This window comes from Paraburkholderia sp. J11-2, assembly GCF_905220185.1.
In the GTDB taxonomy this organism is placed as follows: Bacteria; Pseudomonadota; Gammaproteobacteria; order Burkholderiales; family Burkholderiaceae; genus Paraburkholderia.
On the sequence record NZ_CAJMYY010000002.1, the window covers coordinates 397,203 to 409,747 of the forward strand.

Genomic DNA, 12,545 nt, shown 5'->3' on the forward strand with positions numbered 1-12,545 from the left:
TTCGCGCCTCCTGTTGGGCGTGATTGCTCAGTGATCAGGCGTGATCACGCGCTATTGGGCGTTCAGGATCTCGGTGAAGCGTGCCTGCGCAGTCGTGACGGCTGCGTTGACGCCCTTGCCGAAGACCGCCTCCTGAATCATTGCGAGCCAGGGGCCGTTGGGATCGTTGATCAACTGATTGAACTTCGTGCTGTACGGCGTGCGGCCTTTGCTCATTGCCGTGGCCGCCAGCAGATAGCGGCTGTCGAGCTTGCTATAGGCGTTGTCGGCGAGGTCGACGCGCACGGGAATGCTGCCGTTCTTCGCGAACTGATCGACCTGGACCTGCTCGCCAAGGCTCCACTTGATGAACTCGAGCGCGTCCTGCTTGTGCTGCGAGCCCACCGGAATCGCGATCGAATCGCCGCCGGCGAAGCTCGCCCAGCCGCCATTCTGTCCGGGCAGATAGGCGAGCCCAAAGTCGATCTCAGGATGCGTTTTCTTCAGGATGCCGATTGAAAATGCGCCGGAGCCGACCATGCCGATCTTGCCGGTGAGGAATGCATTGATGAAGTTCGCGCCGCTGTCGGTTTTCGCGCTCGCCGGAATATCGCCCGCTTCCCACATGCGCCGATACATGGCGAGCGTGCCTTCGAGCGCGGGGTTAGTCAACGTGGCGGTCTTGCCGTCCGCCGAGAGCAGGTCGCCGCCTGAAGCCCACACGTAGGGCGTCATTGTGAAGATGTTGCAGCCGCCGCACGCGCCGGAAAAATAGAACCCCTTGATGCCGTTGCCGAGCGCGGTGATCTTTTTGGCGTCGGCTTCGAGTTCGGCCCACGTCTTCGGCGGCTGGTCGGGATTCAAACCCGCGCGCTTGAAGAGGCTCTTGTTGTACAGCAGCATCGAGCTTTCCGCGCTGAAAGGCAGCGCGTATTGTTTGCCCTGGTAATTACCGAGCCGCAGATGAGAGGGACTGAGGCTCTGGTAGAAGGGCAGTTTTTTAGCCTGGTCGCCGATATCGGTCAGCTGACCTGCGCGCGCAAACTCGGGCACGAAAATCAGGTCGATGGCGATCACATCCGGCGCGGCGCCCCCGGCCGAAGCGGTGCCGAACTTGGTGACGAAGTCGTCGTTCGGAATGACGGTCAAATTGACTTTGGTCGGATGACCTTGATTCCAGGTGGCGACCAGCGGTGTGACGAACGCCGCATCCGACGCGCGTACCCAAAAGGAAATGCCGTCATCGGCCTGTGCGTGGGTCGCGGCGAACCATGCCACGCATGCCAACCGTCCAAGCCACCGCTTGTATCGAATCATGGATGTCTCCTCTTGTCATCGACACGCGCTTTGCGACGTTTTGCTGGCCGTCATGCTGGCATCGCCGCTTGGTACGTGCCGCCAAACTTTGGGAAATGTGCTTTTTTCTACCTTTGTGCGTTGCAGTGGCCTTTTCCGGCTCTCCGCGAACGCCCGGTGCGCAAAGATTGACACGCTACGTTTGGACTCGCAAGATGAAGAATCCGCAGTAAAACAGGACAATTCCGACTTTTCTACCCATGACAGATTCCGCACTCCGCCTGGCCTGGTTGCCGCCTCTCGAAGCGAGTAATGGCGGTCTGTTTGTCTCGCGCGGCGTGGGCGTGCATCCGTCGCGAAGAATCCAGTCTCACGAACTGATTTATGTGCGGCAGGGCTGTCTGCAACTTCACGAGGACGGCAGGCAATTCGAAGTGAATGCGGGCGAAACCTTGTTGCTCTGGCCTGGCCGGTTGCACGGCGGCACGTCGCCGTTCGCCCCCGACCTCAAGTTTTACTGGGTGCATTTCACGCTGCCTGAAACGCCGCCTTCCGGCTCGGCGTCGCGTGAGTGGCTGGAGATTCCCCAGCACGCGCGCGTCGAGCGGCCCGATCATTTGTCGGGCATGTTCCAGCGTCTCTTGAACGACCAGCAAATCTATGGCGTCCAAGCAGTGCCGGACAGCCTCGCGATCCTGCAGATGCTCTGGGAACTGAAGCGCTCGCGCGTCGCGGCCACGGCTGTCGACGGAGCGCCGCAGCAGTTGGCGGCAAGCGCCGACCGGTGGATTCGCACGCACTTTCATGAGGCGATCAGCGCATCGTCGATTGCGGCGCACCTGGGCTGCAATGCGGATTATCTAGGACGGGTATATCGCGCCGTGTATGGCCGTACGTTGACCGACGCCGTGCACGAACGCCGTATGCTGCACGCTGCCATTGTGCTTGCTGAGGACCGCTTGACGATCGCGCAGGTCGCCTACGAATGCGGATTCGAAGACAGCGGATATTTCCGCAGGCTCTTCAAGAAGAGCAAAGGCATGACGCCGAACGCATTTCGGCGGCTGCATTTGCGGGTTCATGTCAACACAGCCTGATACGTTTCAGCCGTTCTGCTCGGACACCTGTCCGGCATTGGCATCGGCTTCGCGCGCATCGTTGCGCGAAGCGGCCGCGTCCCTGGCTGGCTCTGTTGTCGCGCTCGTTTCAACGGGGGCTGGCGGGCCGTCCATGTCGTCGCCGAGCAAGGGGCGCTCGGGGTGCACGAACAGCCATAGCAGCGCACCGCAAGCCGCCGCCGCGCCGATCACGATCATGCCGCTTCCCCAGCTATGCGTGACCTTGACGATCAGCGCCAGCGTCATGGGGCCGGCGACGTTCGACAGCGCCCCCCACACGTTCGTCCAGCCCGACATGACGCCGGCAAACTCGCGCCCGAGATCCTGCGTGGCAGACCACACGACGACCTGCACGAATCCCACCGCCGCAAAGGACAGGCACAGCAAGCCGATCACCACGGCAATCGAACTGGCTCGCGAGGCCGCGGCCAACGCAAGCGCGCTCACGACAAATCCGCTCATCGCAACGGGCGTGCGCGCCCGATGGATCGAGCCGGTCTTTCTGAGCAGCCAGTCGCTGAACGCCCCCGCGGCGAACACGGCCACGAACCCCGCCACCCACGGCAACGACGCGTACAGACCCATCGCCTTGAGCGAAAGCCCGCGCGCTCGCATGAGGTACGTCGGCAGCCACGTCGTATAGAAACTCTGGATCAGCACCAGCAGGAAGTACTGGACACCGAAAATCCAGAAGCGCCACTGCCGCAGGCAGCGCCTGAGCGCCCCCTTGGCCGCGGTGTGCCCAGCTGGCTGGCCGTCTGCAATGTACTCGGCCTCTGCTTTCGTGATGAGCGGATGCGCTGCCGGCGTGTCGCGGTAGCCGAACCACCAGACTGCGCCGAGCAGCAGGCCCAGTGCGCCGAATCCGTAGAAAACGGCATGCCATCCGAACCGCGCGATGGTCCACGCCGTAAGCGGCGCCGAAACGATCGGGCCAAGATAAAGCCCCGCGAGCAGCAGGGCATTGCCTTTTGCGCGCTCGCTGGCCGGAACCCAGCGCTTGAGAGCGACGACACTGCTCGACCAGTCCGCCGATTGCGCCCCGCCCAGCACGAGGCGGCACCCGAAGAGCCAGGCGAAGGATGCGCCCAGGGGTGTGGCGATCATCATGAGCGACCAGAGCGTGCTCGTGCCGAACAGCACCTTGCGCGACCCGTAGCGTTCGGCAGCGCGGCCTGCCGGGATCTGTCCGATTGCGTAGGCCCAGAAGTAGATCGTGAGAATCATCGACATCTCGACGATCGACAGGCCCAGTTCGTTCTGGATCGTCGGGGCCGCGACCGCCATGGCTGTGCGGTCGAGCGTCATCGCGAACGTCAGTGGCGCGACGAGCAAGGCCACGATCTTCCAGCGGAGATGGTTCACGTTGTGCAACATCGTTCAACTCCCTGGCGCGTGCGGAACGTGGCTTGCCTGTGGTGCAGGCTAGTGCAGGCTTGCGCAGCCTAGTGCGTGAATCGTTCGGAAACCTGATGAATTAAGCCTCGCGGCCGCAGTGATCGCGATCTGCTGCTTCAAACCCCTGCGGGTCGCGCTCGGCCCACTCGCGCGCCCAGACTTGCAGCGGCTGCAATGCGGCCCGGAGTTTCCTGCCTTCGGCCGTCATTTGATAACCCCCCTCGCCGTGCTCGACGAGACCCGACGCTCTCAATTCCGCGAGCCGTGTATTGAGCAGGCGGGCATTGGTGTCGCAGGCTTCCTGGAGCGCGCGGAACGTCAACGCTTCGCCGCGCAGTTCCCACAGTATCCGCAGTGCGGTCCGCCGCCCGAGCAGGTCCAGCACGACCATGATCGGCCGTCCGGTTGTCGAGCCGCGAACGGGTTGTCCTGGTCGTGGAATTTTCATGCTTTACTTTTTAAAGCATCGAATTGGCGCTGTCAAGCAAGCGATGCCCCTATCTGTCTACGCCGAAAAGCGCTGTCCGAGTTCGCGCAACCACGCGAGAAAGGTATGGATGGCCGGGTCATCGAGGCGCGCCTCGCGGACATAGCTGCAGTAGCGCCATGCGGGCAGGGCGGGGCCGTCGAACGGAAACACGAGGCGGCCCTCTTTGACGTCGAGCGCGACGAGCGCGGTAGGACCCATTGCAATACCCAGACCGTCGATGGCGGCCTGCAGGGTCAAGTAGAAGTGATCCAGTTGCTGGGAATGGCGAGGCGCAAGCCCGGGATTGCCGCTTGCCGCAAGCCACTCCGCCCAAAGGCCGGGATAGGTCGCCGTGTGGAGCAGGGTGTGGTGCGCGAGGTCCGGGACATCGTGTATCGGGTGCATTTCCAGCACCTTGGGTGAGCAAACCGGCAGCCGGACTTCCGACAAGAACTCCTTGACCGCATACCCGGCCGCCTTCTGTTCGCTGCCGCGAATCGCCACATCGCATTCGTCGCCGAGCTTTTCGATCGGCTCATCCGACGTGGTCAGCCGCACCTCGACCGCCGGATTGGTCAGCTGGAAGCCGGAAAGCTGCGGCAAGAGCCAGCGCAGCGCGAAGGTCGTGGGCGCATTGACCCTCACGATCTGCGCCCGTGTGGCTCGAAGCTGCTCACTGGTCGCGAGCGCAATGCGATCGAGCGCCGCCGATACCTCGGCCAGGTAAGCGCGCCCCGACGCTGTCAAAACGACTCTTCGGCCGCGACGCTCGAACAGGTCGAGTCCAAGCCAGTCCTCCAGTTGCCGCACTTGCCGGCTAACGGCCCCGTGCGTGACGCAAAGCTCCTCGGCTGCCGCCGAAAAACTTTCCGCGCGAGCGGCGGCTTCGAATACGCGCAAGGCGTTCAACGGCGGCAAACGGCGGGACATAACCCAGATCCTATGTGACTTTTCCTGACAAGTTCCGTGAGTTTACATCGCTTTTCGTGGCAGCGACGGAGCCCTATATTGAGCCCCTTGGCAGCAGCTCCGGTTGCGGATCTGTTCGATTTACTCACCAGGGGAAATATCGCATGTCGAATGTCGTCGTGGTCGGCGCGCAGTGGGGCGACGAGGGAAAGGGCCGGATCGTGGATTGGCTCGCGGAGAAGGCGGACATCGTCGTTCGTTACAACGGTGGGCACAACGCCGGGCACACGCTGGTGGTGGATGGCCAAACCTACAAGCTCGCGCTGCTCCCGAGCGGCGTGGTGCGCGGCAAGCTCGGCCTGATCGGCAACGGCGTTGCGCTCGACCCCGAAGCGCTTTTCGCAGAGATCGACCGGATGGCGGCGTTGGGCATTCGCGTAACGCCTGAGGTGCTTCAAATCGCCGAAACGGCCACGCTGGTCCTGCCGGTGCACCGCGCAATCGACGCCGCCCAGGAACGCCTGCGCGCGAAGCCGCTGGGCACCACGCTGCGCGGCATTGGGCCGGCCTACGAAGACAAGGTTGGCCGCCGCGGCCTGCGCGTGTGCGATCTTGCCGAACCGGAACTGCTGGCCCGGAAACTCGACGTCTTGCTCGAGCACCACAACGCGTGGCTTCGCGGTTCGGGCCAGGAGCCGTTCCCGCTCGAGCCGATGTTGAGCAACCTGCTTGCCATGGCGCCGCGCATCCTGCCGTTCGTGGGTCGTGTGTGGGAGCAACTGGATCGCGCTCATTCGTCGGGCAAGCACGTGGTATTCGAAGGCTCGCAGGCGGTCATGCTGGACGTGGATTGGGGCAGCTACCCGTACGTCACATCGTCGAGCACGATTGCCGCCGGCGCGGCCAGTGGCGCCGGCATTGCCCCGGCGCACCTGGGGCGCGTGCTGGGCGTCAGCAAGGTCTATGCAACGCGGGTTGGCGAAGGTCCGTTCACGTCGGAGCTGGACGGAGCGCTCGGTGACGAACTCCGGCAGCGCGGCGGCGAGTACGGCGTCAACACCGGCCGCCCGCGCCGCTGCGGTTGGCTGGACACCGTGCAGCTGCGTCAGAGCTGCAAAGTCGCGGGCATCAACCAGTTGGCGCTGACCAAGCTCGATGTGCTCGATGGCTTCGAGTCGGTGCAGCTCTGCGTGGGCTATATGCTCGACGGGGTGCGCATCGACTATATGCCGTCCACGAACGCCGAGCAGCAGCGCCTTCAGCCGGTCCTCAGGCGTTTCGATGGCTGGGCGGGGTCGACCCGGGGCGTGCGCGCATATGGCGATCTGCCACCGCAGGCAGCGGCGCTGATCGAGGCGATCCACAACGAAGTGGGCGTTCCCGTGGCGATGGTCACCACCGGCCCTGAACGCGACGACGCCATTGTCCTGCAAGCGCCGTTCGCCTAACCTTCGTTGGCCAACCTTGATTGGATCTCGGCGGCGCTGAGGTCGCGCTGATGTGTGGCGATCTGCCAGGTGTTTCCCCACGGATCTCTAACCATCGCGCGCCGGTCGCCGTATGGCAGGTCGGTTGGCGGCTCGAGCGAGATCGCATGAGCCGCCACTGCCCGCTGGTACGTCGAGTCGGTATCCTCGACGTAGACATACAGGAATGCCGGCATTGGATCGCGCAGGCCGTCTGATCCGCTGACCATCACGACGGAATCGCCGATCCTGATTTCGGCAGGCAGCCCGTGGCGGAATTCGCCCTGCGCCAGAAACACCGTCTTGATGAACGCGATCAGGTTTTCCGCGTCCCGCACGACGATTCGCGGCGTGACGGTATGCCATCCATCGGGCTGGAATCTGGCCATGTTGCGCTGCCTCGCAAGAGATTCGCCAGCGCATTGTGCGCCGGGCGCCGGATTGGCGCTAGGCGCGTTTGCGCAGCGGCTCGAGCAATCCCTTCAGGCCGTTATGGTCCAACTCGTGCATCAGCGCGAGCAGCCGGCCGATCTCGCCCGGCGGAAAGCCTTCTCGGGCGAACCAGTTGAGGTAATGCCCGGGCAGGTCGGCGATGAGCCGGCCTTTGTATTTGCCGAAGGGCATGGCGAGGGTGACGAGGCGTTCGAGGTCTGGGGCTTGCATGGGCGTATTGTGCACGGTCTGGGAGCGGCTCGCGACCGGTCAGAGCATTCTGGATGTCGCGCTCAGTATGGGATACGACAGCCCTGGCGCATTCACATCGATGTTCAAAAAGCAGCTTGGGGTGGTGCCAAGCGAGTATTTCCGCGTCAGCGAATAACCGTGTCGCTCAGCTCGAAGTGTCGAAAGACCTTGACCTTCAACTTCACTTGAACGTTATGGTTGTGACTGCCCACCGTGACGTGCAACGCATCGGCGCCAGGTTCCGGTGGCAAAGCAAAAGGGAGTGGTGAGCATGACCAAACGCGTACTGCATGTTGTCAGCAACGTCGCCAGCTATGCCGACCAGGCCGAACCGACCGGCCTCTGGCTATCCGAGCTGACGCATGCGTGGCACGTCTTCGCCGGGAAAGGGTATGACCAGCGCCTGGTCAGCCCGAAGGGCGGCCTCTCGCCGCTGGAGCCGCGCTCGCTCAAATGGCCGCTGGCCGATGCGTCGGTAAAAGCGTGGCTAAGCGATAAGGATCGCCAGGCACTTCTCGCGACCACGGCGCGCCCCGACCAGATCGACGCGGCAGACTTCGACGCGATCTATTTCACGGGCGGCCACGCCGTCATGTGGGACTTTCCCGACGATGCCGGCCTGCAGCGCATCACCCGCGATATCTACGAACGCGGCGGGGTCGTTTCGTCCGTCTGCCACGGTTACTGCGGACTGCTCAATACAACGCTCTCCGACGGCACACGGCTCGTGGCGCAGCGCCGGGTTACCGGTTATTCATGGGCAGAAGAAGTGCTGGCGGGCGTCGCGAAAAAAGTACCCTACAACGCCGAAGAAGAGATGAAGCGGCGCGGCGCGCGCTACGAAAAAGCCCTGCTGCCGTTCGTCTCGAAGGTCGTTGCCGATGGCCGGCTGGTGACCGGGCAAAACCCGCAGTCGGCGAAGGCGACAGCCGAGCGGGTCGCTTCGTTACTGTGAGGCTCGGCAAGGGCAGGCCAAGCGGCACGCGTGCTAGCGGTCCTTGACCGGCCCGCGACGCTTCGCTTTGCGAAGCGTTGTGACATCCGCGGCCTGCAGAGCCGGCGCTTTCACCTCCCCCGAGCGCATCCGCGACAACACCCGCTTCGCATTGGCGGTGCAATCCATGTCGTGCGGTTTCGCTTCGATTTCCGCCAGAAGCGCGACGAGATGCGCCTTGCTCTGCGCGAGCCGCATTTCCAGTGCTTCGATATCCTGCACCTTGCCGCGCAGCGTTTCGACGAGCGAGCCGTGCTTCCACTGCGTCAGGTCGGGCGGTAGCAGCGTGCGAATCTCGTCCAGACTGAAACCGGCTTGCTGAGCCGACGCAATCAGATCGAGCACCAGCACGGCTTGAGTTGAATACGTCCGATAGCCGTTAGGCTCACGCTCGGCCTTCAGCAGGCCGAGACCCTCGTAGAAGCGAATACGCGAAGCCGCAAGTCCCGTGCGCTGCGCAAGTTCACCGATTTTCATGTTTCCGACACTCCCCCGGTCAGACCGAACCTGACCGTCAACTTAACGCTTCGCCCGAATCGCTTCAACCCTCGTCACACGTCATATCGGCTCGAAGCGCAAACCCGCATAGCGAGTCAGACGCTCGATGAAGCGTGCGTCGAATACCGTGGCCGGCGTCCAGAATCCGCCGGGTCGTCCGGCCTTGGCGCCGTCCTCGACGAGATCGCGCGCGAGGCTGATCGCCGCCTGCCCCAGCATCTTGCCGGTCGAGCCGTAACCCGGATCGCGATCTCCGGTCACTTTCACGCGCAGCACTTGCCCTTCGTCGGTTCGGCCGAAAAACCGCAAATCGTAGCGACCCGCCCGTTGAGCCTCGGGGCTTGGACCTTCACCCGGTTTGGGCAATAGAAAGCGTTGCATCAGGCTGCGAACCGGGCCGACGACGATGCCCGCCATGAACGCCCCGAGCCCTGCCACGACGGCCAGGGCGCTCAGGCGTCCCTTCAGGCCCGGCCCCGTCAAGACGGCTTCGTCATAGGTGAACTGAGTGCCATAGGCGTTGCCCGAGAGCGCATTCGAGCGGTGAACGACGCGCTCGTTCACGGCCGCCATTACGAAGGGCGCGATCCACGCATCGAACGCGGAATCGAACTGAGCGGACCTGATGAAATGCTGGCGCGCGTTGAAGCCGTGATCTTCCGGGCAGAGCACATAGGGATTCATCAGTGCCTTGCGCAAGGACCGATCGGCAGCCGCCTCCTGGACCACGTTGATCACGCTAGCGACCGTGCCGCCCGACGCGCCGCCCTTGAGGGTTCTGACGCGCATCTTGACATGCGTGGCTGGCACACCGAATTGGCGCATCGCGTGTTGCTGCAGAAACCACACGCCCATGTCCGAGGGAACCGAGTCGAAGCCGCAGCAATGCACGATGCGCGCCCCCGTCTTCTGTGCCACCGGTTCGTACTTCTCTATCATTGTTTTGATCCACGGGGTCTCGCCAGTGAGGTCGCAATAATCGGTGCCGCTTTCCGCACAAACCTTGATTAGCGGTTCGCCATAAAGCGCATAGGGGCCGACGGTGGACACGACCACCCTGGTTTGCGCGCACAGCGCTCGCAACTGGGTTTCGCTGGCGGCGTCCGCGACGATGACGGGCAGGGATTGCCCCGCCGCGCCCAGCGAGCGCCTGAGGTCGTCGAGCTTCGCTTGTGATCGGCCCGCAATGGCCCAGCGCAAAGTTTCATGCTGCTGTGCAAGGTGTTCGGCGAGGTATCGCGTCAGGATTTGACCAACGAAGCTAGTGGCCCCAAACACGACGATGTCACAGGCTGGAGCGGTCATAGGCGTTTCCTTGTGTGGCTGCGTGTTAGCGGCGGCGGAATACGCGCCTCCCTGCTCACGTTCACGCACAATCGAAGACCTTTAGCGGCGTTGGCAAATTCAGAACGACCTGCGCGTCCTTGACCACGTCCATACGAATGATGGTTGAGACGCCCAGTCCGTCGAGCAACTGGCTCAGTGGACCGCCACCGCGCGACAGGTTGACGTTGCGCGGGAAAAGGCGTTGAGCGAACGATAGCGTATTGGTCTGCACCGTGGCCTGATGCCATTGTCCATCGACCCGGTTGACCATGGTCGTCGTCCCCATATGGGATTGAGACACGACATCGCGCAAGGCCGGAAGCGGCGCATTCAAGGTCAGGTCCGGCGCGCCACCCGGGCCGGCAATATGAGCCCTCACATCGGCGCCGATACGCACATCGATCTGCGCGCGCCATTTGGGCAACTGATAGCCGTACACGCCACGCACCCGCGCGATTTCCGTGCTCACGGGCAGTGCCAGCACATGTGCGAAGAAACTTCGACGCCGCATGGAGTCGAGCAGTTCCAGCGCATGGGACCCGCTCGCGCCAGGCCGACGAATCACGATCGCAACGGAAACTTCGTCGTAGGGGTCGTTATCGCAAACGGCATACGCAAAGAAAGTCAGCGCGACTAGCCCGAAGCCCGGGAATGCCCGAAGCGGCTCCAGCGGGGTCGGCAACATCGCTCGCAGCCGGGACAAGGGAGCGAGAAAGAGCACCTGGACATTGTGCGTGCGATAGTAGAAGTTAGGCGCCCACGTCGGACCCACTCGCGAGTTAACCAGTTGCTTTGGAATCCTGCGGAAATAGTCGATATTGCCCGCAGCAGGGTCCCGCGCCACTTCGTCGAGGTTCGGGTTCATCCGGAAGCGGTCGTAGTAGCCGCCTGCCGGCACCTCGACCTTATGCAGTCCAAATTCGACCTGTGTGTAGCGCCTTTCCATGTTCGCTGACCTTTCCCGATGTTTAACCTGGCACGCGCCGGCATGCAGCGCGATATGCAGGACTTCAGCCAGCACTTTAAGGTTAAACTCAACTTGAAGGTCAAGCGTCCAGATGCGGCTAGTCCGGGCTGCCCTTGTTCGCCTCGCAAAAGGGGTTGACATTAAAGTTGACTTCAACCTTAAAGTCGAACCTCGATCCAACGAGGTGAACCGATGAACGTGTTCGACAAACTGCCATTGCCCAACGGGTCCATGATCCGGAACCGCATCGCCAAGGCCGCCATGGAAGAAAACATGGCTGACGCCGACCACGCCCCGTCCGGGCAACTGATGCGTCTGTATCAGGCGTGGGCGCAAGGCGGCGCCGGGTTGCTCATTACCGGCAACGTGATGGTCGACAGCCGCGCCATGACCGGACCGGGCGGGGTCGTGCTCGAGAATGACAAGCACCTCGAAGCATTCCGGCGTTGGGCGCAGATCGGCCGTTCGAAGGGCGCGCAATTCTGGCTGCAGATCAATCATCCGGGACGGCAGATGCGGGCCAATCTTGGCCAGCAGACATGGGCGCCTTCGGCTGTCCCGCTGGCGCTGGGCAAGATGTCGAAGCACTTCAATACGCCCCACGCGATGACGAGCGAAGTAATTGAAGACGTGATCCAGCGCTTTGCGCGCACGGCGCGGCTGGGCGAGCTGGCTGGCTTCACGGGCGTCGAGATCCACGCGGCGCACGGCTATTTGCTAAGCCAGTTTCTTTCCCCGCTCACTAACCTGCGAACGGATCAATGGGGCGGTTCGCTCGAGAACCGGGCTCGCCTGTTGCTGGAGATCGTCAAAGCCGTTCGTGCGGTGGTTTCCCCGCGGTTCGCCGTGGCCGTCAAGCTGAACTCCGCCGATTTCCAGCGCGGGGGGTTCAGTGCCGACGATGCCCGGCACGTCGTGACGTTGCTGAACGATCTGGCGGTCGACCTGGTGGAACTGTCCGGGGGCAGCTATGAAGCCCCGGCCATGCAAGGCGATGCTCGCGATGGACGCACCCTGGCCCGCGAAGCCTATTTCGTGGATTTCGCACGCGATATCCGGACGATCGCGAAGATGCCCGTGATGGTCACGGGCGGCATTCGCCGCCGCACCGTTGCCGAACAGGTCATTGCGAGCGGGGTGGACATGGTCGGCATTGGCACCGCCCTGGCGATCGATCCGGGTTTGCCCCGCGACTGGCGTGCCGGCAAAGACAACGCGCCGGCGCTTGCGCCAATCACATGGAAGAACAAACCGCTGGCCTCGCTGGCCAACATGGCTGCAGTCAAGTTTCAGTTGCGCAGATTGAGCCGGGGAAAGACGCCTGATCCGACAGTGTCGCCGTTGCGAGCGCTGATCGTGCAACAACTGGCGGACGTGGCGCGCACCCGCAAATACCGGCGCTGGATGACGCAGCGCCTGAACGTCAGCGTCGGATAGCGGC

General features: G+C 63.0%; 14 protein-coding genes. 5 read left to right on the plus strand and 9 right to left on the minus strand.

Annotated elements, in window-relative coordinates; genetic code table 11:
• Nucleotides 1-51: 51 nt before the first annotated feature.
• Nucleotides 52-1,296 (minus strand): sugar ABC transporter substrate-binding protein, encoded by a 1,245-nt coding sequence (locus U5A57_RS03990; RefSeq protein ID WP_321908374.1) that lies wholly within the window; start codon nt 1,294-1,296, stop codon nt 52-54.
• A gap of 239 nt (nt 1,297-1,535) precedes the next feature.
• Here U5A57_RS03990 and U5A57_RS03995 point away from each other — a divergent pair, with 239 nt between their 5' ends.
• Complete coding sequence (locus tag U5A57_RS03995) at nt 1,536-2,372, plus strand: AraC family transcriptional regulator (RefSeq protein ID WP_321908376.1); 837 nt, start codon at nt 1,536-1,538, stop codon at nt 2,370-2,372.
• A gap of 6 nt (nt 2,373-2,378) precedes the next feature.
• Here the strand turns inward: U5A57_RS03995 and U5A57_RS04000 are convergent, their stop codons facing one another.
• The 3 genes from U5A57_RS04000 to gcvA form a co-directional block, all read right to left on the minus strand.
• On the minus strand, nt 2,379-3,770 hold the full coding sequence (locus U5A57_RS04000) for an MFS transporter (RefSeq protein ID WP_321908379.1): 1,392 nt from the start codon (nt 3,768-3,770) through the stop codon (nt 2,379-2,381).
• Between the two features lie 100 nt (nt 3,771-3,870).
• A complete protein-coding gene (locus U5A57_RS04005) occupies nt 3,871-4,182 on the minus strand; it encodes a winged helix-turn-helix transcriptional regulator (protein ID WP_321908381.1) in 312 nt (103 codons plus the stop codon).
• A gap of 114 nt (nt 4,183-4,296) precedes the next feature.
• Nucleotides 4,297-5,190: a transcriptional regulator GcvA gene (gene gcvA / locus U5A57_RS04010; protein ID WP_321908382.1), complete on the minus strand. Its 894-nt coding sequence runs from the start codon at nt 5,188-5,190 to the stop codon at nt 4,297-4,299.
• 143 nt (nt 5,191-5,333) lie between these two features.
• On the opposite strand from gcvA, the gene U5A57_RS04015 reads away from it, so the two are divergent.
• On the plus strand, nt 5,334-6,617 hold the full coding sequence (locus U5A57_RS04015) for an adenylosuccinate synthase (protein WP_321908385.1): 1,284 nt from the start codon (nt 5,334-5,336) through the stop codon (nt 6,615-6,617).
• Here U5A57_RS04015 and U5A57_RS04020 read toward each other — a convergent pair.
• Entirely contained in the window at nt 6,614-7,024 is a 411-nt protein-coding gene (locus U5A57_RS04020) for a VOC family protein (protein ID WP_321908387.1), read from the minus strand. The genes U5A57_RS04015 and U5A57_RS04020 overlap by 4 nt on opposite strands.
• Before the next feature lie 58 nt (nt 7,025-7,082).
• A complete protein-coding gene (locus U5A57_RS04025; RefSeq protein WP_158761255.1) occupies nt 7,083-7,298 on the minus strand; it encodes a DUF3820 family protein in 216 nt (71 codons plus the stop codon).
• Between U5A57_RS04025 and U5A57_RS04030 the strand changes: the two genes are divergently transcribed.
• Complete coding sequence (locus U5A57_RS04030; protein ID WP_321908391.1) at nt 7,297-7,455, plus strand: helix-turn-helix domain-containing protein; 159 nt, start codon at nt 7,297-7,299, stop codon at nt 7,453-7,455. The two genes, U5A57_RS04025 and U5A57_RS04030, sit on opposite strands and share 2 nt — an antisense overlap.
• 135 nt (nt 7,456-7,590) lie before the next feature.
• Nucleotides 7,591-8,274 carry a type 1 glutamine amidotransferase domain-containing protein gene (locus U5A57_RS04035; protein WP_321908394.1) on the plus strand — a complete coding sequence of 228 codons (684 nt, stop codon included), beginning with the start codon at nt 7,591-7,593 and terminating at the stop codon, nt 8,272-8,274.
• A 33-nt stretch (nt 8,275-8,307) separates the two neighbouring features.
• On the opposite strand, the gene U5A57_RS04040 is transcribed toward U5A57_RS04035, so the two are convergent.
• The 3 genes from U5A57_RS04040 to U5A57_RS04050 form a co-directional block, all read right to left on the minus strand.
• The gene (locus tag U5A57_RS04040; RefSeq protein ID WP_321908396.1) at nt 8,308-8,790 is read right to left on the minus strand and encodes a MerR family transcriptional regulator; all 483 of its coding nucleotides are present in this window, start codon (nt 8,788-8,790) and stop codon (nt 8,308-8,310) included.
• An 81-nt stretch (nt 8,791-8,871) separates the two neighbouring features.
• Nucleotides 8,872-10,116 (minus strand): saccharopine dehydrogenase family protein, encoded by a 1,245-nt coding sequence (locus U5A57_RS04045; RefSeq protein WP_321908398.1) that lies wholly within the window; start codon nt 10,114-10,116, stop codon nt 8,872-8,874.
• Nucleotides 10,117-10,177: 61 nt separating this feature from the next.
• Nucleotides 10,178-11,083 carry an acetoacetate decarboxylase gene (locus U5A57_RS04050; protein ID WP_321908586.1) on the minus strand — a complete coding sequence of 302 codons (906 nt, stop codon included), beginning with the start codon at nt 11,081-11,083 and terminating at the stop codon, nt 10,178-10,180.
• 213 nt (nt 11,084-11,296) lie between these two features.
• Here U5A57_RS04050 and U5A57_RS04055 point away from each other — a divergent pair, with 213 nt between their 5' ends.
• Nucleotides 11,297-12,541, plus strand: a complete 1,245-nt coding sequence (locus U5A57_RS04055; protein WP_321908400.1) for an NADH:flavin oxidoreductase/NADH oxidase family protein — start codon at nt 11,297-11,299, stop codon at nt 12,539-12,541.
• Nucleotides 12,542-12,545 lie beyond the last annotated feature (4 nt).

Excerpts from the sequence above, each read along its gene's own strand:
- U5A57_RS03990 (WP_321908374.1), bottom strand. The coding sequence starts at position 1,296 with ATGATTCGATACAAGCGGTGGCTTGGACGGTTGGCATGCGTGGCATGG.
- U5A57_RS03995 (WP_321908376.1), top strand. The coding sequence starts at position 1,536 with ATGACAGATTCCGCACTCCGCCTGGCCTGGTTGCCGCCTCTCGAAGCG.
- U5A57_RS04000 (WP_321908379.1), bottom strand. The coding sequence starts at position 3,770 with ATGTTGCACAACGTGAACCATCTCCGCTGGAAGATCGTGGCCTTGCTC.
- U5A57_RS04005 (WP_321908381.1), bottom strand. The coding sequence starts at position 4,182 with ATGGTCGTGCTGGACCTGCTCGGGCGGCGGACCGCACTGCGGATACTG.
- gcvA (WP_321908382.1), bottom strand. The coding sequence starts at position 5,190 with ATGTCCCGCCGTTTGCCGCCGTTGAACGCCTTGCGCGTATTCGAAGCC.
- U5A57_RS04015 (WP_321908385.1), top strand. The coding sequence starts at position 5,334 with ATGTCGAATGTCGTCGTGGTCGGCGCGCAGTGGGGCGACGAGGGAAAG.
- U5A57_RS04020 (WP_321908387.1), bottom strand. The coding sequence starts at position 7,024 with ATGGCCAGATTCCAGCCCGATGGATGGCATACCGTCACGCCGCGAATC.
- U5A57_RS04030 (WP_321908391.1), top strand. The coding sequence starts at position 7,297 with ATGGGCGTATTGTGCACGGTCTGGGAGCGGCTCGCGACCGGTCAGAGC.
- U5A57_RS04025 (WP_158761255.1), bottom strand. The coding sequence starts at position 7,298 with ATGCAAGCCCCAGACCTCGAACGCCTCGTCACCCTCGCCATGCCCTTC.
- U5A57_RS04035 (WP_321908394.1), top strand. The coding sequence starts at position 7,591 with ATGACCAAACGCGTACTGCATGTTGTCAGCAACGTCGCCAGCTATGCC.
- U5A57_RS04040 (WP_321908396.1), bottom strand. The coding sequence starts at position 8,790 with ATGAAAATCGGTGAACTTGCGCAGCGCACGGGACTTGCGGCTTCGCGT.
- U5A57_RS04045 (WP_321908398.1), bottom strand. The coding sequence starts at position 10,116 with ATGACCGCTCCAGCCTGTGACATCGTCGTGTTTGGGGCCACTAGCTTC.
- U5A57_RS04050 (WP_321908586.1), bottom strand. The coding sequence starts at position 11,083 with ATGGAAAGGCGCTACACACAGGTCGAATTTGGACTGCATAAGGTCGAG.
- U5A57_RS04055 (WP_321908400.1), top strand. The coding sequence starts at position 11,297 with ATGAACGTGTTCGACAAACTGCCATTGCCCAACGGGTCCATGATCCGG.